23 protein-coding genes are annotated in these 20,003 nt (G+C 47.9%); 7 read left to right on the plus strand and 16 right to left on the minus strand.

Annotated features, from left to right (window positions below; genetic code table 11):
- Position 1: 1 nt before the first annotated feature.
- Positions 2–1,279, minus strand: coding sequence for a histidine--tRNA ligase (gene hisS / locus ACI3EZ_RS04315; RefSeq protein WP_405025642.1), 1,278 nt, complete (start codon positions 1,277–1,279; stop codon positions 2–4).
- A gap of 372 nt (positions 1,280–1,651) precedes the next feature.
- Here hisS and ACI3EZ_RS04320 point away from each other — a divergent pair, with 372 nt between their 5' ends.
- Complete coding sequence (locus ACI3EZ_RS04320) at positions 1,652–2,509, plus strand: N-acetylmuramoyl-L-alanine amidase (RefSeq protein WP_405025643.1); 858 nt, start codon at positions 1,652–1,654, stop codon at positions 2,507–2,509.
- Between the two features lie 80 nt (positions 2,510–2,589).
- Here ACI3EZ_RS04320 and ACI3EZ_RS04325 read toward each other — a convergent pair whose 3' ends face one another.
- The 5 genes from ACI3EZ_RS04325 to prmA are packed head-to-tail and all read right to left on the minus strand — an operon-like array spanning position 2,590 to position 7,605.
- A complete protein-coding gene (locus ACI3EZ_RS04325) occupies positions 2,590–3,219 on the minus strand; it encodes an HAD-IA family hydrolase (RefSeq protein ID WP_405025644.1) in 630 nt (209 codons plus the stop codon).
- 14 nt (positions 3,220–3,233) lie between these two features.
- Positions 3,234–3,680, minus strand: coding sequence for a D-aminoacyl-tRNA deacylase (dtd, locus tag ACI3EZ_RS04330; RefSeq protein WP_405025645.1), 447 nt, complete (start codon positions 3,678–3,680; stop codon positions 3,234–3,236).
- A 10-nt stretch (positions 3,681–3,690) separates the two neighbouring features.
- The gene (locus ACI3EZ_RS04335) at positions 3,691–5,907 is read right to left on the minus strand and encodes a RelA/SpoT family protein (RefSeq protein ID WP_405024220.1); all 2,217 of its coding nucleotides are present in this window, start codon (positions 5,905–5,907) and stop codon (positions 3,691–3,693) included.
- 40 nt (positions 5,908–5,947) lie between these two features.
- Complete coding sequence (locus ACI3EZ_RS04340; protein ID WP_405025646.1) at positions 5,948–6,724, minus strand: 16S rRNA (uracil(1498)-N(3))-methyltransferase; 777 nt, start codon at positions 6,722–6,724, stop codon at positions 5,948–5,950.
- Positions 6,724–7,605, minus strand: a complete 882-nt coding sequence (gene prmA, locus ACI3EZ_RS04345) for a 50S ribosomal protein L11 methyltransferase (protein WP_405025647.1) — start codon at positions 7,603–7,605, stop codon at positions 6,724–6,726. The genes ACI3EZ_RS04340 and prmA overlap by 1 nt, the downstream gene beginning before the upstream one ends.
- A 176-nt stretch (positions 7,606–7,781) precedes the next feature.
- Between prmA and ACI3EZ_RS04350 the strand changes: the two genes are divergently transcribed.
- Both ACI3EZ_RS04350 and ACI3EZ_RS04355 read left to right on the plus strand, forming a co-directional pair.
- Positions 7,782–8,738, plus strand: coding sequence for a nucleoside hydrolase (locus ACI3EZ_RS04350; RefSeq protein ID WP_405024223.1), 957 nt, complete (start codon positions 7,782–7,784; stop codon positions 8,736–8,738).
- Positions 8,739–8,750: 12 nt separating this feature from the next.
- The gene (locus ACI3EZ_RS04355; RefSeq protein ID WP_405024224.1) at positions 8,751–9,101 is read left to right on the plus strand and encodes a hypothetical protein; all 351 of its coding nucleotides are present in this window, start codon (positions 8,751–8,753) and stop codon (positions 9,099–9,101) included.
- 61 nt (positions 9,102–9,162) lie between these two features.
- Here ACI3EZ_RS04355 and ACI3EZ_RS04360 read toward each other — a convergent pair whose 3' ends face one another.
- Positions 9,163–9,549: an iron-sulfur cluster biosynthesis family protein gene (locus tag ACI3EZ_RS04360; RefSeq protein WP_405025648.1), complete on the minus strand. Its 387-nt coding sequence runs from the start codon at positions 9,547–9,549 to the stop codon at positions 9,163–9,165.
- A gap of 104 nt (positions 9,550–9,653) precedes the next feature.
- On the opposite strand from ACI3EZ_RS04360, the gene ACI3EZ_RS04365 reads away from it, so the two are divergent.
- Entirely contained in the window at positions 9,654–10,448 is a 795-nt protein-coding gene (locus ACI3EZ_RS04365) for a hypothetical protein (RefSeq protein WP_405025649.1), read from the plus strand.
- A 79-nt stretch (positions 10,449–10,527) separates the two neighbouring features.
- On the opposite strand, the gene ACI3EZ_RS04370 is transcribed toward ACI3EZ_RS04365, so the two are convergent.
- From ACI3EZ_RS04370 to ACI3EZ_RS04395, 6 genes are all read right to left on the minus strand, one after another.
- Positions 10,528–11,898, minus strand: a complete 1,371-nt coding sequence (locus ACI3EZ_RS04370; RefSeq protein ID WP_405025650.1) for a DUF975 family protein — start codon at positions 11,896–11,898, stop codon at positions 10,528–10,530.
- A gap of 12 nt (positions 11,899–11,910) precedes the next feature.
- Positions 11,911–12,360 carry a DUF805 domain-containing protein gene (locus tag ACI3EZ_RS04375; RefSeq protein WP_405025651.1) on the minus strand — a complete coding sequence of 150 codons (450 nt, stop codon included), beginning with the start codon at positions 12,358–12,360 and terminating at the stop codon, positions 11,911–11,913.
- Positions 12,361–12,548: 188 nt separating this feature from the next.
- Positions 12,549–13,424 (minus strand): translation elongation factor Ts, encoded by an 876-nt coding sequence (gene tsf, locus ACI3EZ_RS04380; RefSeq protein ID WP_405025652.1) that lies wholly within the window; start codon positions 13,422–13,424, stop codon positions 12,549–12,551.
- A gap of 96 nt (positions 13,425–13,520) precedes the next feature.
- Positions 13,521–14,321, minus strand: a complete 801-nt coding sequence (gene rpsB, locus ACI3EZ_RS04385) for a 30S ribosomal protein S2 (RefSeq protein WP_405025653.1) — start codon at positions 14,319–14,321, stop codon at positions 13,521–13,523.
- A gap of 145 nt (positions 14,322–14,466) precedes the next feature.
- A complete protein-coding gene (locus ACI3EZ_RS04390) occupies positions 14,467–14,754 on the minus strand; it encodes a GIY-YIG nuclease family protein (RefSeq protein WP_405025654.1) in 288 nt (95 codons plus the stop codon).
- Positions 14,738–15,496 (minus strand): tRNA1(Val) (adenine(37)-N6)-methyltransferase, encoded by a 759-nt coding sequence (locus ACI3EZ_RS04395; protein WP_405025655.1) that lies wholly within the window; start codon positions 15,494–15,496, stop codon positions 14,738–14,740. The genes ACI3EZ_RS04390 and ACI3EZ_RS04395 overlap by 17 nt, the downstream gene beginning before the upstream one ends.
- Before the next feature lie 103 nt (positions 15,497–15,599).
- Here ACI3EZ_RS04395 and ACI3EZ_RS04400 point away from each other — a divergent pair, with 103 nt between their 5' ends.
- A complete protein-coding gene (locus tag ACI3EZ_RS04400) occupies positions 15,600–16,229 on the plus strand; it encodes a lysophospholipid acyltransferase family protein (RefSeq protein WP_405025656.1) in 630 nt (209 codons plus the stop codon).
- Positions 16,230–16,381: 152 nt separating this feature from the next.
- Here ACI3EZ_RS04400 and ACI3EZ_RS04405 read toward each other — a convergent pair whose 3' ends face one another.
- Both ACI3EZ_RS04405 and ACI3EZ_RS04410 read right to left on the minus strand, forming a co-directional pair.
- Positions 16,382–16,609 (minus strand): YneF family protein, encoded by a 228-nt coding sequence (locus tag ACI3EZ_RS04405; RefSeq protein WP_405024234.1) that lies wholly within the window; start codon positions 16,607–16,609, stop codon positions 16,382–16,384.
- A 75-nt stretch (positions 16,610–16,684) separates the two neighbouring features.
- Positions 16,685–16,945 carry a DUF896 domain-containing protein gene (locus ACI3EZ_RS04410; RefSeq protein ID WP_405024235.1) on the minus strand — a complete coding sequence of 87 codons (261 nt, stop codon included), beginning with the start codon at positions 16,943–16,945 and terminating at the stop codon, positions 16,685–16,687.
- 150 nt (positions 16,946–17,095) lie between these two features.
- Between ACI3EZ_RS04410 and lexA the strand changes: the two genes are divergently transcribed.
- Both lexA and ACI3EZ_RS04420 read left to right on the plus strand, forming a co-directional pair.
- Positions 17,096–17,719 carry a transcriptional repressor LexA gene (gene lexA, locus ACI3EZ_RS04415; protein WP_405025657.1) on the plus strand — a complete coding sequence of 208 codons (624 nt, stop codon included), beginning with the start codon at positions 17,096–17,098 and terminating at the stop codon, positions 17,717–17,719.
- 17 nt (positions 17,720–17,736) lie between these two features.
- Positions 17,737–18,246: a YbhB/YbcL family Raf kinase inhibitor-like protein gene (locus ACI3EZ_RS04420; RefSeq protein ID WP_405025658.1), complete on the plus strand. Its 510-nt coding sequence runs from the start codon at positions 17,737–17,739 to the stop codon at positions 18,244–18,246.
- 87 nt (positions 18,247–18,333) lie between these two features.
- Here ACI3EZ_RS04420 and recN read toward each other — a convergent pair whose 3' ends face one another.
- Positions 18,334–20,001, minus strand: a complete 1,668-nt coding sequence (gene recN, locus ACI3EZ_RS04425) for a DNA repair protein RecN (RefSeq protein WP_405025659.1) — start codon at positions 19,999–20,001, stop codon at positions 18,334–18,336.
- Between the last annotated feature and the right edge of the window lie 2 nt (positions 20,002–20,003).

Genomic DNA, 20,003 nt, shown 5'->3' on the forward strand with positions numbered 1-20,003 from the left:
CCTACTTCAGTAACTCATTAAAATGCTGTTCAACATCCGCCAGGGAAACCTGCCGCTCCGTTCCCGTCGCCATTTCTTTCAAATTAGCGGTCTGGTTGGCAAGTTCTTGCTGCCCAATGGTTAACGTGTAGCGGGCGTTTAACCGGCTAGCTGCTTTGAACTGCCCCTTCGGCTTTCTTGCCAGGTAGTCCCGGTCAGCACTGATTCCTTGCTTTCTAAGAGCCTGAACAACCCGTAACGTTGCCGCATCAGTCTCCGCGCCGATCCCAACCACGTACACATCTAACTGATCATCAGTAGGCAAGTTACCCTGTTCTGCTTCAAGGATTAGTAGAAGCCGTTCAACGCCAATTCCGAACCCAATTCCTGGTGTTTCCGGACCGCCAAGTTGTTCAACTAACCCGTTATACCGCCCCCCTGCACACACGGTCATCCACTTACCGCCGAAGGCTTGAGCGTTACTCATGATTTCAAAAATTGTGTGGTTATAATAATCTAATCCCCGGACCATATTCGGGTCAACTTCGTATTCGATTCCCAATTCATCAAGCAGGTTCTTTACCTGGTCAAAATGCTCCTGCGCCGCTGGTGTTAGGTAGTCAAGGATTGACGGCGCGTTCTTGACAATCTCCTGGTCGTGTTCATCCTTACTATCAAGCACCCGGAGTGGGTTTTTGTGTAACCGTTCCTTGGAGTCATCCGATAATTCCGCCTCGTACGGAGTTAGAAAGTCAATTAAAGCTTGCCGGTATGCTTGCCGGGATTCAACGTCGCCAAGCGTGTTCAGGGCAATTCTCAGTCCTTTTAACCCCAAACGGTGAAGAAAATCAACCGCCATGGCCATTACCTCAACATCTAAAGCCGGGCTATCCACCCCGAATGCTTCCACCCCAATTTGGTGAAATTCCCGGAGCCGGCCAGATTGCGGGCGCTCGTACCGAAACATCGGTCCCATATAGTAAACCTTTAGTGGCTTTTGTACTTCCGGACCATACAACTTATTTTCAACAAAGGCCCGAACGACCCCCGCCGTTCCTTCCGGCCGCAGCGTAATGTGCCGGCCACCCTTATCGTTAAAGTCGTACATTTCCTTAGTAACAATGTCGGAAGTCTCCCCTGATGTCCGGGAAAAAACTTCGTAGTTCTCAAACATCGGCGTTCGAATTTCGTGGTACCGGTACTGGTTAAATAATTTCCGGGCAACCCCTTCAACATACTGCCATGCAGCTGTTTGGGTTGGCAAAATATCCGCAGTTCCCTTCGGTTTTTGATACTTCATTTGATAACCTCCTTTAACAATGGCGACCCTACAGTTAATAAAATAAAAACGCCCCATCCAGTAACTGCCAGATAAGGGCGCAACGTGGCGCGGTACCACCTTATTTTTAACTTAACTGAGATAACGTATCACACGACATTGGTTTAATGTACCTCGAGGGTGTCTTCCCCAACACTAACCCCGAACCTTCCACCATTCATTCGGTCGCTACCGGTCGCTCATCGGGTACTAATCCCTGTCACTGGTTTTCATATTCAGTTTTCAGAATACTGACCGTACCCCTAAAAGTCAAGTCTTCCCCCGTTTTTAAAGCCCGTTTCTTTGTACTATAATAGCAGAGGACGACTAATTACACGGGAGTTGAACGTAATCATGCAAACAAACCACCAGCACCGGCAAATCCGGGGAGACCTCATCGTCCTCATTGCGGTGTTTTGCGTTTTAGGCGGATACCTTGCCTACCGAACAAAAACATACTTTAACCAAACAACAATTCAGCAAACGACAACCATGCGCACTGGTCCAGGGATCGAGTATCACGGTAGCATGGTTCTTCCCAAGGGGACCCGCGTGGCGGTTATCCGCTCAAAGTACGAATGGCTTAAAGTAACAACAAGTGCCAACCAACGAGGGTGGATTCCTGCGTGGAAAGTTCCAGCCAAATACCGGCCCGTAGTCCGGAGTTTAAAGGATACAACGATTGTAATTGACCCTGGCCACGGCGGATCTGATTCGGGGGCATTAGCCGTTCACGGACAAATGGAAAAAACGTATACCCTAAAGTTTGCGCAGATGGTCGCAAAAAAGCTGCGGGCAAAAGGCGCAAAGGTGTACCTCACCCGTAATAGCGACCGGTTTGTCAGCTTGAAATCCCGGCCAACCCTTGCAAAACAGGTGCACGCCAACCTCTTTATCAGCTTCCATTTTGACTCGTCACCGGACGAAAATGAAGCTTCCGGACTTACCACCTACTACTACCATCGAGGGGCATCCCTGCGTCTTGCCCAGGACATTAACCGTCAATTGCGACACCTCCCGATCACGGATAAAGGATCGCGCTTCGGGAATTTCTTGGTAATCCGGGATAACACCGTCCCCGCAATTTTAATTGAAGGAGGCTACATTAACACGAGTCATGATTTTCAATATATCCGTTCATACCGGTACCGTAATGTAATGACAAGTGACGTGGTCGCTGGAATTCAGCATTTCATTAAAACGAATCACTAAATTAAAAAGGATGTGACTTCCCATCACATCCTTTTTATTGCCCTTATAAGGCACACTTTATTGAATTAAAACATACTGGTTTAGGCCTTCTTGTCGACAAGCTCCCACATCGACTTAATCCGCTTATCCGGATTACCATCTTCATCAATAATGTTATCCGGGTCAAAAAGAATTCCCTTCATATCAGCGTTATGACCCGCCTCAACGTCTAAGGCGCGGTCCCCAATCATAACCGCATGCTCCTTATCAACAGAATACTCATTGCATAAATAGTTTAAGGATGCCGGATCTGGCTTCCGAGGAAACGACAACTTGGAGGTAACGAACCCACTAAAGAATCTCTTCAATCCATCACGTTCCAAAATCATTACGGCCTGTTCGTCCCGGTGAGTCAACAAGAAATTCCGTCCCCCGTGGTCAACAACTTGCGCGCACACTTCTGCAACCCCTGGAAACGGGTGCATTTCGCCATGGCGCTGCTCTTCATATTCCTTATATGCCGCCCGGGCGGTTGGCTCATCAAGCTCTGGATGGTTTGTTAACGCCCACTTAAATGTCCGCCCGAGTGATGTTTGCCGCATATGATGGTATACCTCGTCCTTTTTTACCTTAATGTGCTGTTCTTGCATTGCATAAATAAACGCAGCCACCATCACCGGGTATGTATTGTACAACGTTCCATCAAAATCCCAGAAGTAGGTCTCGTTCATGGTTCTCCCTCTTTCTACTTATCGTTAGTATCATAAATAATAGTAACCGGGCCGTCATTAACCAGTTCAACCCGCATGTCAGCCCCAAATTGCCCCGTTGCAACCGGAACTCCGGTTTCCCGTAAGCAAGCAATAAACTGCTCGTAATGGCTTTGCGCCTTCCCCGCTTCTTCGGCCGCCGTAAAGCTAGGCCGATTCCCCCGACGGGTATTGGCGTACAGGGTAAATTGGGAAACCACTAAGATTGCCCCGCCAACCGCCTGAATATTCTGGTTCATTTTACCATTCGAGTCAGCAAAGATCCGGGCCCGGGTAATTTTCCGGGTACAATACTCAATCTCTGCTGGCCCGTCCCCATCAGTGAACCCGACTAATAGTACCACGCCTGTTCCAATTTTACCAATTACGGCTTCGTTAACCGTTACCTGAGCCCGCTTAACCCGCTGTAAAACAACCCGCATTTTACTCCTCCTAGTGAATCGGACGCTTAACAACATACACGTCCGGGACACGCTTAACGTTATCAATCACCCGCTGAAGATGTGCTTGATCCCGAATAGCCATGACAACTGAAATAATTACCGTCCGCTGATGATTAACGCGCCCATTAATGGACGTAATGTTTTTCACAGTGTTAGTCACGGCTTGTAACACGTCCGTTAATAATCCTGAACGATTGTATCCTTGGACCTCAAGCTCGGCCTCGTACGTCCGTTCAGCCCCAGGAATCATGTTCCAATCGACCGCCACCAACCGGGCATTTTCACCCTGAGGAATATTAGGGCACCCGACGCGGTGGACTGACACTCCCCGCCCCTTGGTAATGTAACCAATAATCTTATCGCCCGGAATTGGATTACAACACCTGCTAAGGTGCATCATCATGTTATCTGCGCCTTCAAGGAGCACGGCATCGTTTGGCTTTTGCTTTTTCTTTTCGCGGTGATCATCAGTTACTGGAGCTTCACGTTGCAAAACAGCCTGTTCCCGGGCGGCATTCCGTTGCGCTTGTTGCTCCTTTCGAATCGCTTCTGTCAGCCGGTTTATCACTCCTTCAGGTTGCATCTCACCAAACCCAACCGCCGCATACATATCATCCGCCGAGTTCAGCTGCCGTTTAGCTAATACCCGTTCAATGTTAGTGGGGGTTAATACCTGCCGTGGGTCATACCCTGCATCCAACAGAGCATGATCAATGATGTCGCGCCCCTTATCAATGTTTTGCTCCCGGTCACGCCGCTTAAAGAAACGCTTAATCTTATTCCGAGCCCGACTAGTGCGAACCATATCAAGCCAGTCATTACTTGGCCCCGCTGAATTCTTAGAAGTTAAGATATCAACGATGTCCCCATTCTTCACACGGTAGTCGAGCGGCACAATCTTCCCGTTTACCTTCGCCCCCGTTGTGTGGTTCCCGATTTCCGTATGAATGGCATACGCAACATCAAGGGGGCCAGCCCCTTTTGGTAGTTCAACCACTTCTCCTTTAGGAGTAAAAATGTAAACGCGGTCACCAAAAAGGTCCCCCTTAACGCTTTCCATGAAGTCACTTGCATCAGTGGTTTCGTGTTGAAGTTCAACAATTTCCTTAAACAGATTCAACCGGTCACCCGTAGCACTCTGCTTCACCCCGGCAGTGTTACCTTCCTTGTATGCCCAGTGGGCAGCAATTCCGTACTCAGCAACCCGGTGCATCTTCTTTGTCCGGATCTGTACCTCTAACGGTTTCCCTTGCGGCCCAATTACCGTTGTGTGAAGCGATTGGTACATATTGGCTTTGGGCATTGCGATGTAGTCCTTAAACCGCCCCGGCATTGGTTTCCATTCCGAGTGAATCGCTCCCAGCACCGCGTAACAGTCCTTGATGGAATCTACCACTACCCGAACAGCTAATAAATCATAAATCTGGCTAAATTCCTTGTGTTGGTCGTGCATCTTCCGGTAAATGGAATAAATGTGCTTTGGCCGTCCGTAAATCTCACAATTCAGATGCAACCCCGCAATTACCCGGCGGATCTCCTGGATTGCCGTGTTAATGTAATGTACCCGTTCCTCGCGTTTAGCGTTCATTAAGTGAACAATCCGGTAATATTGCTGGGGGTTAAGGTACCGGAGGGAAAGATCCTCTAGTTCCCATTTAATGGTATTAATCCCCAACCGGTCCGCTAACGGAGCGTATATTTCGAGCGTTTCATTAGCAATCCGGCGTTGCTTATCTGGGCGCAAATGGACAAGGGTGCGCATATTATGTAGCCGGTCCGCAAGTTTTACGATAATTACCCGTAAATCCTGCGCCATCGCAAGTAACAGCTTCCGATGATTCGCAGCCAATCGTTCTTCGTGTGACTTATACTGAATTTTACTCAGCTTAGTCACCCCGTCGACAATTACTTCCACGTCATGTCCAAAAAGCTCACCCACGTCGCCAAGGGTTACAGGCGTATCCTCTACTACATCGTGAAGGTATCCCGCTGCTACCGTTTCTGGATCCATGTGTAGGTTAGCTAAAATTCCCGCCACCTGAATGGGATGGATAATGTATGATTCGCCAGACTGCCGCCGCTGTTCCCGGTGAACGTACGTTGCAAAATCACACGCCCGTTGCACAAACGCAACATGATCATCATTCATATACTCCCGACACATATCAACAACGTCTTGTGCATCCCAAACTGTTTCCTGCTTCACGGTCCCATTCCTCCATCCAGAAGTATTTATTCCTATCTTACTACTTATCCTCCAAAACGCCCATCCGGGTTTCCGAAGTAAGCTCAGTAGCATACGATAATGCTGCTAACACGTATAATGGAGCAGTTTCAGCCCGTAAAATCCGGGGGCCTAACCCCACTGCGGTATAGCCAGCCCGTTGCAGGACTATTACCTCTGCAGGCGCAAGGCCTCCTTCCGGCCCAATAACCACGTTTACCGTATCCCCCGGCATAAGGGCGTGCACCTGCTGCTCCAGCCGGGTTACCTCCCCTTGCTTGGCTTCTTCTTCGTACGCCACTAGTTGAACCATATACTTCTGCGTTGTAACTGCTGCAATTCCGGAAACATACTCAACGGTCGGAATAACGAGCCGATGGGACTGTTCAGCCGCTCCCCGGGCAATTTTTTGTAACCGTTCGATTTTCCGGGCCCGCTTGCTTGACTGCCACTTGGCCACCGCATACTGGCTATCACAAAAAATAAAATGCGTGGCGCCAAGTTCGGTTCCCTTCTGAACAATCCACTCTGCCTTATTCTGCTTAGGAACCCCACACGTAATTGTTACTTCCACGGGTAACTCAACTGGCCGGGTCACCTCCCGGACAACGTGGCCGGTCACCCGTTGTGGCCCTACTTCGTCTAATTCAACAACGTAACATCGCTGGTCTGGATGAACCAGTTCAACCTGATCACCCGCCTGCATCCGCATCACAGTCGCAATATGACGGTAAGTTTCTTCCGGGAGATCAAAGGTTGTTGTTAATGAGAATGGTGTAGTACTAAAATAGTGTTGCATTATTCATCCTTTCCGGGCCGGCGAGCAACTAGTGCAACCCAGTCACCCCGCTGAAACGTTTCTTCGAGTACAAAACCCGTAGCGGTCAATGCATCAACCAGCTGCTCCTTCTTCATAGCAATAATTCCCGATAATAACAGGTGCCCTGTCGGCTTCAACCACGTCCATGCCTGGGGAATAAGGGGGGTAAGGACATCCGGTAAGATATTCGCCGTGATTAAATCAACCCGATGAGTCACCCCATCTAACATATTCCCCACACTAACCGTAATGGGCGCTGCCTGAGGATTAAGCTGAAAATTCCGTTTAGCCGATTCAACCGCTTCTTCACTAATATCATTGGCCATCACCTGAGATACACCTAGCATCCGCGCGTAAATTGCTAAAATTCCCGAACCCGTCCCCACATCAATCATCTCTTCGCCCCCGCGCACAACTACTTCAAGGGCTTGCAACGTTAGCCTAGTTGTTGGATGGGCTCCCGTCCCAAACGCCTTTCCCGGATCAAGGTAAATCAAACGTTCATCTGCTTGTTGCGGCTGATAATCCTCCCACCGGGGAACAATCGTTAGCCACCGCGTTAGGCGAAGCGGATGGTAGTACTTTTCCCACTTATCAACCCAATCAGCATCATCCCGGGAACAAACGCTTACTTTTCCCCTTCCAGGATTTAGACCATACTGTGTTAACCCCTGCACCTGCGTTTCAATCTGAGTCACTACTTCAGGCAAAGCGGTCGTAGCCGGGAAATACGTAATTAATTGATATTCCGTCCCCGCATCATCAACCTGAACACCCCCGGCACCGTTTGTCATCAAAATATTGGTGACCGCATCTGCTGCCTCAGCGGTTGTTACCACGCGGACCTCATTCCACTTCATCTCATTACCTCTTCCTTTCAGTAACTATTTTTTACCAAAAATTTGGTCATCTTGCTACCAATATAGCGTATTTTCCGGACAACGACTAGTTCCGCCCTTAAAATCCCGAAGCGCCCCCCACACGGAAGAAAAATTCTGCTACACTGGAGATAATTATTATTATGGGAGTGACCAGCATGACCAAAAAGAAAATGATTTTAGACCTTGATACGGGAATTGACGACGCCCTTGCAATTGCGTACGCGCTTACCGTCCCCGAAGCAGATTTAATTGGAATAATTGGCTCGTACGGCAACGTTCTGACTCCACAAGCAGTCCAAAACTGTTTTGATCTGCTTGACATGCTTGGCCACCCTGAAATCCCCGTCTTTATGGGACCCACCCATCCTTCAACCGCCACAACATTTAGTGTTATGCCGATTAGTCAGCGTATTCATGGAATGAACGGGGTCGGGGATGTAATCCTGCCCCACTCTGCACGCACCGCTGAACAGATGAGCGGCCGTGATTTTATCATCGAAGCCGCTCACCAGTACGGAAACGACCTCATTGTTGTTCCCACTGACCCCTTAACGACACTTGCCGCCGCAATTAAAAAAGATCCGACCATTACCCATCTCATTGGAAACGTAACGTTAATGGGCGGGGCGTTGACAATTCCAGGAAACGTAACTTCCACCACGGAGGCTAACATCAACCAGGACCCTGCGGCCGCAAATGAAGTCTTTCAAAGTCCCCTCCCACTAACAATGGTGGGACTGGACGTTACGACCCGCACTATCCTCACGAAGGAGCAGACGGCTCAGTGGCGTTCGCTGGGAACAACTGCCGGAGAGAAGTACGCTGCCATTGTCGATTACTACATCGACATTTACGCGGATATTCACCCGCACCTGAACGGGTGTGCCCTGCATGATCCCTTGGCAGTTGCCGTCGCTGTTGACCCTAGCCTCGTAACAACGCTTGCGCTTAACATGAAAGTCGAGGTTGAAGGTCCGTGTGCCGGCCGCACAATCGGGGACGAAAAACTGCTTGATCAGCCCGCCCACAGCCGGGCAGCCGTCAACGTTGACAAGGATCGATTTGAACGCCTCTTTATGACGCGGCTTACAACCCTTTTTCAAAATAACTAACGGAGGCCCTTTATGGAATTAATCGCACTACTTTTATTTGTTTTCTGGCTTTTTACAACAGCTCTGCGCTTTAACATGCTCGCTTCCCGCTCCCAGTTCACGTACACCCAAATCTTTATGGGAAACGCACGGTGGTACCAAAGTCCGCGAATGATTATTCTTATCATCGCCCTTGCGCTACTAGTATACTTTGGCACCCTTCACATAATCTATCTTGTAGGCGCAATCACTGCCGGACTCATGCTCCTTCTCTTTATCCGTAACCTACTACACCATTGGGGAAATCAGACCATCACGCTTATTAACTGTGGGGTATGCCTCGTTATTTTAGGAGGAGCTTTGGTACTACTTCACCGACTCTAAAACCCTTATAAATACTAAAGACACCGCCATAGAGGCATATCCTCCATGGCGGTGTTTTAGGCTATTTTTCAATGTGTGCCGGGGCAAGCTTTTTTCCCCGAACATCCTTAACCCGTAAATCAGCTGATAGCAACCCAGAACGATTACCCTTTAATTCTAAGTTACTATACCGGGGATTGACGGTCAGCGTCATATCACTGTCCATGAACGCTGCACTATATCCTTTGTAATACCACGTTCCGTACGTTGCCGGCAGCTGCGTTTGGTAATCGCTCAAGTCAGTCTGGTGATTAGCAACAACTAGCGTAAACTCCTTATCAAACGAACAGGTCCCGGAGCCCTGCTTAGAAAGCCCAACGCCATCCTCAAAATCAAGAACAAACAGTGTTCCCGGTGTATTGTACTTAGCCAGCCTCTCCTTAGCCGCAGCAGTAACAGTTAACTTCATGCCATCACCCTCCTAATTCTCTTGTCAAGTTAAGCATACCCCCGAAGCAAACCGCCGGCAAGCAGTCTGCTATAATGACTGGTAGATTAACCGGAGGAGAAACCATGCAAATAATTAAGCACCTAACAGGACTAACACTTACAACTTCCCAAGCACACGTTAACGTTGATGAACTAACGGATAAAACAACTCCTGTAGTTATTAGTCACCTCACCCCAACAGTCATTACCCTTCTACACCAGCCGCTAACCATGCCCGTTTTTATTTCTCAAGATCTCTATGAACTCCTTCAAATTTTGACCGTAACCGGGGTACTTAAGCTTTCCCTTAAAGGGGTCCAAATTATGCCTACCGGGTACCCCACAATAATCGGCGATCTGCAAATCACCCCATTCCCAAACGATGATGGTCTATGGGGAAGTACCGCACTCCTTATTAAAGACACCGAAACAACTATTGGATTCTGTGCAACCTTTACGCCCCATGGAAATAAGAAAAAACGGCTAAAGAAATGGAAACGGCACTTCCGCGATGCTCACATCAAGCAGTTCTATTTCCTGGCCACTACGCTTGACACTCACCAGGAGGCCCCCGGAATCTTTGAGCCTGACCGGGTTCTTAATCTACTATCAACGGATTCCCACCAAACCGTCTCCCCCGCGTACGGTCGGGTGCTCCAGTTTCTGTTCCGCCGGGTGGACCACCAGCTCCCGGTTCAAACCGCCACCCACCCAACAATTCAACTGGCAACCACCGTCCCGGTTAGTCCGGTTGCAACCGCACCAACAGTTGCCGAATTACACGATATTGTGACGGTCCTGCAGGCGTCCCCGGTTCTTCTGGGAACGCCGGATGAACGGGTATCCCTCGCAAAACAGCTCAACCTGCCGGAAAGCTAGAACTGTCCCACACTACTTAGAATGAAATAACGGATTGAAATAGCAAAAGAAGTTGGGAACGAGTCCCAACTTCTTTTTACTAGTTAACTTTTTGAAGTTTAACGTGGTACGTCATATCAGTTTCCTTAACGTGCCACCGTGCAGTAAGCACCCTTCCGTGGTCCGAACGCTTTACGTGTTGCAATTCAATTGCTGGATCATTATCCCTATCATTCAGAATAATTTCATTCTGTGATGGTTTGACCTCATACTTTGGATAATTTTCAAGGTCATCAAGGAATGATCTAACCCGCCGGCGCCACCGCGCACGGTCATGATGCCCATCAACCGGCAGGAAGGTGAAGTGCTGTCCCTCGTCTCCGGTATTCATATATGCATTATTAGTATGAAAAATTATCCGGGCATGTTGGGTGTAATCAAAACCTAGAACTTCACCCTTAATCGTGACGCGGTATTCGTTACCACAAATAGTGGCCCGTAGATTTGGTGAGAGCCGACATAATCCCCAATTAAGGAATATTCCAGCAAGGAGTACAGCATTAACCGCAATCCCAATAATCCAGAACGGCTTACTTGACGGTCGCTTACCGACTTCTTCTCCTGCAAGCGTCTCAGCCTGCCCATTCGGGTATATCACAACGGGGATTGATGCCGTGGCACTGTGGAACTCCCGCTTTAACTGCAGGTAGAAACACACCTTCGTTAAGTACTGATACGTTGAAACAAACATCATTAGTAAAATAGCAACAATACACCCTGCTACTACGGGAATAATACTCGAACCCCACAACAGAAAAACTTGGTTAAGCCGTTGCAAGAAGAGGGCAACGATAAATCCGACTAATACAACTGGAAGTTCCCAGTTCATGAAACTTAAATCAAGAATAAACAGGTCTTCCTTCCACCCGTTCATCAACCGGCGACTTTCATTAATACACTGCCGGGCCGTCACCTTTTCCCCTGCCTCAACGTGTTCGCGCATAATTAACATTGTCTGCGAATATGCATACTCCTTTGCCCATCCTAAGGGAACAAAGAAAAGCTGCCAGAAGAACGTCCAAATAAACAGTAGCAACGAAACCCGTAATGTTAGCCAAAAATAGCCTGCCGTAAACGGGGTAACAATGAGATGGAACCAGTGCTGCGGACGCTTCTTGGTTTTCGCCCACTCCAGCATCAAGAAACACAGCCCCGTGCTAAAGTAAGAAGAAATAATAGCTCCTAATAATATCCCCAATAATAGACCTACTGCCAAAGCAATCGCTGACGCACTAGTAGAATCGCCATTAAAGAAGAGTGTAATGAATTTTGCACAGCATGCAACTAAAAGTCCACAGCCAAAAACACAAACAAAAGCTATCACAAGGCCTGCAAAGGAATAAAGTGCCCCCATCCACCAGTTATTACGGAGTAGGTTCTTTGCTTGCTGCTTTAACTCAGAACGATTCAATTCATTTTCCTCCTATCGTAAAACATACCGTAACCAGTTATCCTTGTGAAACACCAGCTTGTCCGTTGGTACAAAAATCATGATTCCTAACAGGCATCCCAGCATAATGAGTCCGAGTAAATCCAGAACCATCATAAACACAAAGGTAACAACCAGACCAATAAACGCTGCCCAGCCCTTAACTCCTGCATCGCGAAACCGCCGAATAATAACGGGAACTAAGGATAAAATAATTACCCACGTCAAGACGTTTTCAACTACATTAGAAATGTTTCCATACTGCCAGTACGTCGTTAGCCCGTCCAAAATATTTTGCATAAATGCTATTACGACAAACGCACCAATCAATGTCCACGCTAACCCGCGCCGCGTTGTTCGACCCTTAAAGTTAAACAGCCCGTGAAAATAATCGCTTCCAGCTTGCCAGAAGGTCACCTTCCCGTGCTCATCAATCCTCTTCATTAGAATTAACTCCTCACTTTCATACGATATGGAAAATAATAACTTAATTTAATGTATCATATTTTGCTGACCTTTTATAGTTTCTTAAAGAATTATTCATCAACCATTTTTAACACTGAGAATCGTATATCGGCATAAAAAAAGGACGTGATGCCCACCACGTCCTTTCTAGCAATTAACAATAATTGTTACTTAATCTGCCCCATAACCTCGTCAACGAAGTTATCAGCCTGCTTTTCAATTCCTTCACCAACTTCGTAACGGACAAAGGATTCAACCTTGCCACCCTTCGAAGCAACGTACTTACCTACCTTCTGGTCAGAATCCTTAACGAATTCCTGGTCGTCCAGGCAAATCTCACCGAAGAACTTGTTCATCCGGCCCATCACCATCTTTTCAACGATCTTCTCCGGCTTGCCTTCGTTCTTGGCCTCTTCAGTCAGCACTTCTTTTTCGTGAGCGACAACATCAGCCGGGACCTCATTGCGGTTAACGTACTTCGGGTTGATAGCAGCAACGTGCATTGCAACGTCCTTAGCCGTTTCATCGTCCGCCCCGTTAACCTTAACGAGAGAAGCAATCTTTCCGCCCATGTGGATGTATGCGCCGAAGTGTTCATCTTCATTCTTCTCAACAACCGCAAACCGCCGCAGAGAAATCTTTTCCCCGATTACGGCCGTGGCTTCAACGATTTCGTCGTTGATTGTTCCCTTGTCCGTCTTAACCTGAAGGGCAGCCTCAACGTCTACCGGCTTTTCAGCAGCAATCACCGCGCCAATGTGCTTAACCAGCGTCTTGAACTGGTCGTTCGCAGCAACGAAGTCCGTTTCAGCGTTAACTTCAAGGATTGCGGCGGTGTTACCATCAATCACAACGTCAGCTAATCCTTCAGCAGCAACCCGGCCGCTCTTCTTGGCAGCCTTGGCCATGCCCTTTTCACGTAAGAAGTCCGTTGCCTTGTCCATGTCACCGTCACACGCAACCAGCGCCTTCTTGGCGTCCATCATTCCAACACCCGTCTTATCACGGAGTTCCTTAACCTGCTTTGCAGAAATACTTGCCATTTTTGTGGCCTCCCTTTCTTCTAGTTCGTTGTTTAATAAAAAGCCGCCCCGTTCGGGCTTAACGCCCTCCCGAGACAGCCCAAGATTGTTGATTAATTATTCAGCATCCTTTTTGTCGTTGTCACCTTCAACGGCCTCAACGATGTCTTCAATTGAGTCAGCCTTAGCATCATCTTTGTTATTGAATGATTCTTCATTAACATCGTTGTCGTCTTCACCCTGACGACCTTCAACGATTGCGTCAGCCATCTTTGAAGTAATCAGACGAACGGCCCGGATAGCATCATCGTTTGACGGAATCTTAACGTCGATTTCATCCGGATCAGCGTTCGTGTCGACCATGGCAACAATCGGAATGTTCAGCTTCTGGGCTTCCTTAACGGCAATCCGTTCCTTCCGCGGGTCAACGATGAACAGAACGTCTGGAATCCGCGGCATGTCTTCAATCCCGCCAAGGAACTTCTGCAGGCGGTCACGCTGCTTTTCTAACTTAGCAACTTCCTTCTTTGGAAGCCGGTCAAACGTACCGTCTTCAGCCATCTTCTTGATCTGCTTTAACCGCTTGATCCGGGTCTGGATTGTATTCCAGTTAGTCAACGTTCCCCCTAACCAACGATGGTTAACGTAGAACTGACCACACCGCTTAGCCTCTTCTTCAATTGAGTCCTGGGCCTGCTTCTTGGTACCCACAAACAGAACAACGCCGTCGTTTGCGGCAACATCCTTCATGTAGTCGTAGGCTTCATCAATTAACTTAACCGTCTTCTGTAAATCAATGATGTAGATCCCGTTCCGTTCGGTGAAGATGTATTCCTTCATTTTTGGATTCCACCGGCGGGTTTGGTGACCAAAGTGCACCCCGGCTTCAAGCAACTGCTTCATGGTAATAACTGCCATTGAAATTCCCTCCATATTGTTTTTGCTTCCTCCGATCTCCACGAAGACAAGGACTCATCCGAGCACCCCCGTTTTCATCCACCGGAGTGTAAACTAGCGTTGCCGAACAACGCCTTTCCTAGTTTACCGGATTTGTTCCCAAAATTCAACACCTTTCGGAAACAATTACGCCATGTTGGCGTAAAAAACGCACTTTTGCGTGGCGGGATTGATGTTTGAACGCATACTCCGCTTTTAAGGCTGCTGATTTAGTTGAATATTCCTCAGAATAAATCATCTTTACCGGCCGCCGGGTACGGGTGTACTTGGCCCCCCGTCCGCTGTTATGCATAGCAAGCCGATGTTTTTTGTCCGTCGTAAACCCACCGTACAGCGTCTGGTCGGCGCACAGCAGGACGTAAAAGTAATATTTTTGTTCACTGGTGGGCGTCACCGTACAACATCTCCCTCACTGCTGGCGTATACTGCCCGTCCTTCCCGTAAGTTAGCACTGGTGGTTCAAACCGCATGCCTCCCGGGCGGCCATCCTTAATCCCTTCGACCAGCACAATGTTGGCGTCCCGGCCCGCCTTCGGGTAAACCAATCGTACCCGTTTAGGCGCAAGCCGGTATTCTCTCATCAGCATAATCAATTCACCTAGCCTGTCCGGTCGATGCACCAAATAAGCATGCCCATTTGTTTTTAAAAGCCCACTAGTTATTCGAATAACCTGCTCAAGGGTTACCGTTAACTCGTGACGAGCAACGGCAAGGTACCGGTTGGGGTTTTTCTTACTTACCGGGGTTACCGGAAAGTACGGGGGATTACACGTAACCGTATCTACCGAATCCTTAGGAATCCGCGTAAACGCATCATTCAGGTCTAACGTTAATACCTGCATCCGGTTTTCTAAATTATTTAGCAAAACACTGCGCCGGGCCATATCAGCTAACCGAGGCTGAAGCTCAACAGCAGTAATGGTGGCCCGGGTTTTTGCTGATAAAAACAGTCCCACTGCGCCGTTCCCCGCGCAGAGGTCAACAACTTGTCCGGTTCTTTTCAGTATAGGGCGGGCAAAGTCCGCTAGAAGCACCGCGTCAAGGGAAAACGAAAAAACACTTGGGCTTTGAATAATTCGAATGTCGTGGGCATATAACTGATCAATCCGCTCATCTGACTGTAACCTTACCTGCACTACTTCCCCTCCGTTTCACCAGTTCCTTCTTGCACCCGGTACAAAAATCCGGCATACTAGTCATGATTTAATTTTACCATTACATGCGAAAGGAATGACCACCGTGTTTTTCTCGTTTATCCGTTTTATCGGAACCACGTTTCTCCGAATCATTAACGGAGCACCCCGCGTTTTAAATAAAGAACGCCTTCCTGAGGGAAACTACATTCTTGTTGCTCCGCACCGCGCCTGGTTTGACATGGTCTACCTCTCATGGGCAGCAACCCCTAAACAATTTTGCTACATGGCCAAGAAGGAGCTCTTCAAAAACCCACTCTTGCGTTGGTTGATTACCCACCTCAACGCCTTTCCGGTTGACCGGAGTAAACCAGGCATAAAGGCAATTAAAACCCCCGTTAAGTGGCTGAAGGAACGGGATATCTCCCTCATTATGTTTCCGTCCGGAACCCGCCACTCCCAAAAGTTAAAGGGCGGCGTACTTCTCATCGCCAAAATGGCCAACGTCCCAATTGTCCCCGCCGTTTACCAAGGCCCCCTCACATTCCGGGACATATTAAAACGCCACAAATCAACCATTGCGTTTGGTAACCCGATCACCGTTGGACAAGGACGCCTTAGTAAAGACAAACAAGCTCTGATCCTTGAACAAATGAATACTGCTTTCCAGCAGCTTGATAACCAAATCGATCCAAATTATGTTTACCAGGATCCCACTAAAACTAAAAAACAATGATCAAATGTGAATAAAAGTAAAGGGGTTGGGGCGTTAAGCCCTAACCTCTTTACTTCTGATGGATAACCTAGTGCCAAAATAAACGGGCTGAATTGACTCGCTGCTTTACGATTTTCCCTATACCCGTTTTCTTCGCCCCTACATCCCGATAATTAGTTTTGCTTCTTGTAGCTGGCCTTCATTGCTGTCATCATTTGGTGCAATTTCTTTTCTGACGGGCGTTGTCCCATCTGAACCATCATCGTCCGTAACATTTGCTCGTTAAACGGCGGGTTATTTTTGAAGTAATTTTCCATGTATTTCCGGGTAAAAAAGAAGCCCCCTACAAATCCGCCAACTACGCCAATTACTACAATTAGAATCCATATCCCTGTTGACATCCTAAAATTCCCCTTTCTAAACTTTCACCTAACAATTCTACATAATAATAAGAAGCGGAGCAACACCCGCTTCACTTAATCGTCCCGGAGCCCGCGGTCCCGCTGAATCTGCTTAACCTTTTCGGGCGTGACCTCTTTTCCGTTTTTATCATATACCTGTAACATTTCAACCTGACTCCGAAAGTTTGCGCGAAACCGTGCTAGGTAATCTTCCCGCAGTCGTTTTTGTTCAGCCTGCTCCTCTACGGTAAGCCCCGTCGCCTTTTTCTTCCGGGCTAATTCATTAATCCGATCAATTAAGTCCTGCGGAATCTTCCCCTGTCGTTCATCTGCCACTGTCCACTCCTCCTTTGTTTACACATTTATCACCATTTATTTTACCGAAAACCGCGGAGTGGTACAAGCATGGTGCGAACATCCGTTTGCACCACAGCGTTCTTCTATGGTATCCTAGCGATAGAGAGTACTTATTATAGGAGTTATAAAATGTCTCAACCAACCGAAAAGCGGCAGATTGCCGTCTTACGCTATATCTATGATCACGTTAATAAACAGGGGTACCCGCCAACCGTACGAGAAATTTGTCAGGCTGTTAGCCTCTCGTCAACTTCAACCGTTCACGGCCACCTTGCTCGTCTTGAAAAGAAGGGTTATCTCCAGCGGGATCCTACTAAACCCCGGGCCATTGAAGTTACCGTTGCTGGAAAAGAAGTATTAGGAATTCGCCCCCACGCTAAACAAATTCCAGTAATTGGAACCGTTACGGCGGGGCAACCAATCTTAGCAATCGAAGATACGGATGAGTTTTTCCCGCTTCCTCCGGAATTTAGTTCCGCCGAAGACCTGTTTATGCTAACAATTCGTGGTGAGAGTATGATAAAAGCGGGGATTCTTGACGGAGATAAGGTAATTGTACGCAAGCAACGTTTTGCTGATAACGGCGATATTATTATTGCCATGACAGCCGAAAACGAAGCAACGTGCAAACGATTCTTTAAAGAAAAGGATCATATCCGGCTACAGCCTGAGAATGATACCATGGCACCGATTATTCTTCCTGACATTACCATTCTCGGAAAAGTTATTGGCCTTTATCGTAATACAATTTAATTATTGGAGGACTTCATATGAAAATTACAGTTCCACTCGTTGACGGGCATCTTGCTGACCAGTTTGGAAGCCGAGCACCCCAAACAGACCAAGTTGCTAATCATCCGGTACGGTCGTTTCCGGTAACATTTACCGGTTTCCCAAAAACAACCAAAACGCTGGCCCTTACCCTTGTTGACTATGATTCTATTCCCGTATGTGGGTTTGCTTGGATCCACTGGACCCTTGCCAATCTTCCCGCAACAACTCCTGTATTGCCCGAAGATGCAAGCCGACAACTCGCTGCCCAGTTCATTCAGGGAAAGAATAGTAATGCCAGTAGGTTTGTGACTGCCCCAGCAGAAATTTGCCAAGGATATACGGGACCGCGACCACCGCACGGCGTTCATGACTACCTTCTTACAGGATATGCGCTGAACACATTCCTCTCCCTCCCACAAGGATACTGGATGAATGAATTACTGCACGCCATGGAGGGCCACGTCCTTGACACCGCCCGGATACCTCTTCCATATTCTGCTGATTAACCCCAAACGAAAGAAGCGAGCATAATAAAAAGAGCAACGGGAGGGACAGTAAGTCCCTCCCGTTGCTCTTTTTACATAACTATTTTCTTACTCTTTTTGCATTGCTGACAGCATTTCCTGCGCATGTTTCTGGGTTAATGGTGTCACCGTGCTCCCAGCTAACATCCGGGCAATCTCATCAACCCGCTGCGCATCGTTTAACACTGTTAGGTGCGTGGTTGTACGCCCTGCCCGCACCATTTTTTCAATGTAATAGTGATGCTGCGCAATTGATGCCACCTGAGGCAAATGAGTAATACAAAGTACCTGCGAATTAGTGGCAATCTGGTAAATTTTTTCAGCAATCGCCTGCGCTACCCGGCCGCTTACTCCGGTATCCACCTCATCAAAAATGATACTGGTAACGTTTTTCCGGTGTGCAAAAATTGTCTTTAACGCCAGCATTATCCGGGACAACTCTCCACCCGAAGCAATTTTCGCCAGCGGACCAATTTCTTCCCCTGGATTAGTCTGAACGTAAAATTCAACCCCATCCTGACCGTTAAATGTTAGCTTTTCTTTACTAAAACGGACTTTAAAAATAACCTTGTTCATGTACAACGCCGCCAATTCAACATGAATCGCCTGTTCAAGTCGCCGGGCCGCTTTTTTCCGGGCAGTAGTCAGTTGGTCTGCAAGGGTTTGCGCCTTTTTCTTAATGGATTGCACGCCCCGCTCAAGGGACTGAAGGTCAGCATCCTCTCCTTGCATCGTCGTAAGCTCCCGCTTAATTTTCTCGTAATGTTCTAACACAGCCGCAATTGAGTCACCATATTTCCGCTTTAATTGGTGGATTACTTCCAAACGCTGTTCAATTTCATCAAGGCGGCCTTCGTCCCATGCCGAATTATCACGTTCATCCGCAATATCCCGCTCGACGTCCTGCAGGCTATAAAACGCCGCACCGACTGTTTCGCTAATCTGCGTTAACCGGTCGCTATACTGGGCCACCTGCTCTAGCTCATCCATTGCCGTCCCCAAATGGCCGAGGACGTCTGCCTGACCGTTAAGTAACTGATAACTATGCTCAAGCGCATCATGAATTGCCTGGTAGTTAACAAGGCGCTCCTTTTCAGCAGTCAATTTCTCCTCTTCGCCTGGTTTTAAGTGGGCTGCTTCAATTTCCTTTACTTGAAAATCAAGCATATCGAGTCGTTGGGCCCACGCTTGTTCATCCTTTTTTCGCTGGTTAAGGGCCTGCTGTTGTTGCTCATAATCCTTATAGACAGCCTGGTAACGCTCCCGGAGTGTGTGCGTTTCCTGCGCATACTCGTCAAGCAATCCTAAGTGTGTCTCGGGTCGCATCAGCTCTTGGTGTTCATTTTGGCCGTGAATATCAATCAAACGTTCCCCGACCGCTCGTAACGTTGCCAAATTTACCAGGGTCCCGTTCACACGACATACGTTCCGGCCCGCCCGGGTAAGGTTTCTTTCAAGGAGAATTTCACCGTCATTAACAGAAATTCCCCTATCCGTTAACTCTTGAACAACCGGTGCATCTACTGGAACAACAAAAAGACCACGTAAAACCGCCCTTTGAGCCCCTTTCCTAATAAATTCGCTAAGGCCCCGTCCCCCAGCAAGAAGCCCGAGGGCATCAATGATAATGGATTTCCCTGCTCCTGTTTCTCCTGTAAGCACGGTCATTTGGTCATAAAAAGTAACGTTTAACTGCTCAATAATCGCAAAATCATGAATTTCTAACTCCTGGAGCATGC

Origin of the sequence: Ligilactobacillus sp. LYQ60 (assembly GCF_045033015.1) — a bacterium.
GTDB lineage: Bacteria > Bacillota > Bacilli > Lactobacillales > Lactobacillaceae > Ligilactobacillus.

Excerpts from the sequence above, each read along its gene's own strand:
- hisS (WP_405025642.1), bottom strand. The coding sequence starts at position 1,279 with ATGAAGTATCAAAAACCGAAGGGAACTGCGGATATTTTGCCAACCCAA.
- ACI3EZ_RS04320 (WP_405025643.1), top strand. The coding sequence starts at position 1,652 with ATGCAAACAAACCACCAGCACCGGCAAATCCGGGGAGACCTCATCGTC.
- ACI3EZ_RS04325 (WP_405025644.1), bottom strand. The coding sequence starts at position 3,219 with ATGAACGAGACCTACTTCTGGGATTTTGATGGAACGTTGTACAATACA.
- dtd (WP_405025645.1), bottom strand. The coding sequence starts at position 3,680 with ATGCGGGTTGTTTTACAGCGGGTTAAGCGGGCTCAGGTAACGGTTAAC.
- ACI3EZ_RS04340 (WP_405025646.1), bottom strand. The coding sequence starts at position 6,724 with ATGCAACACTATTTTAGTACTACACCATTCTCATTAACAACAACCTTT.
- prmA (WP_405025647.1), bottom strand. The coding sequence starts at position 7,605 with ATGAAGTGGAATGAGGTCCGCGTGGTAACAACCGCTGAGGCAGCAGAT.
- ACI3EZ_RS04350 (WP_405024223.1), top strand. The coding sequence starts at position 7,782 with ATGACCAAAAAGAAAATGATTTTAGACCTTGATACGGGAATTGACGAC.
- ACI3EZ_RS04355 (WP_405024224.1), top strand. The coding sequence starts at position 8,751 with ATGGAATTAATCGCACTACTTTTATTTGTTTTCTGGCTTTTTACAACA.
- ACI3EZ_RS04360 (WP_405025648.1), bottom strand. The coding sequence starts at position 9,549 with ATGAAGTTAACTGTTACTGCTGCGGCTAAGGAGAGGCTGGCTAAGTAC.
- ACI3EZ_RS04365 (WP_405025649.1), top strand. The coding sequence starts at position 9,654 with ATGCAAATAATTAAGCACCTAACAGGACTAACACTTACAACTTCCCAA.
- ACI3EZ_RS04375 (WP_405025651.1), bottom strand. The coding sequence starts at position 12,360 with ATGAAGAGGATTGATGAGCACGGGAAGGTGACCTTCTGGCAAGCTGGA.
- tsf (WP_405025652.1), bottom strand. The coding sequence starts at position 13,424 with ATGGCAAGTATTTCTGCAAAGCAGGTTAAGGAACTCCGTGATAAGACG.
- rpsB (WP_405025653.1), bottom strand. The coding sequence starts at position 14,321 with ATGGCAGTTATTACCATGAAGCAGTTGCTTGAAGCCGGGGTGCACTTT.
- ACI3EZ_RS04405 (WP_405024234.1), bottom strand. The coding sequence starts at position 16,609 with ATGTCAACAGGGATATGGATTCTAATTGTAGTAATTGGCGTAGTTGGC.
- lexA (WP_405025657.1), top strand. The coding sequence starts at position 17,096 with ATGTCTCAACCAACCGAAAAGCGGCAGATTGCCGTCTTACGCTATATC.
- ACI3EZ_RS04420 (WP_405025658.1), top strand. The coding sequence starts at position 17,737 with ATGAAAATTACAGTTCCACTCGTTGACGGGCATCTTGCTGACCAGTTT.
- recN (WP_405025659.1), bottom strand. The coding sequence starts at position 20,001 with ATGCTCCAGGAGTTAGAAATTCATGATTTTGCGATTATTGAGCAGTTA.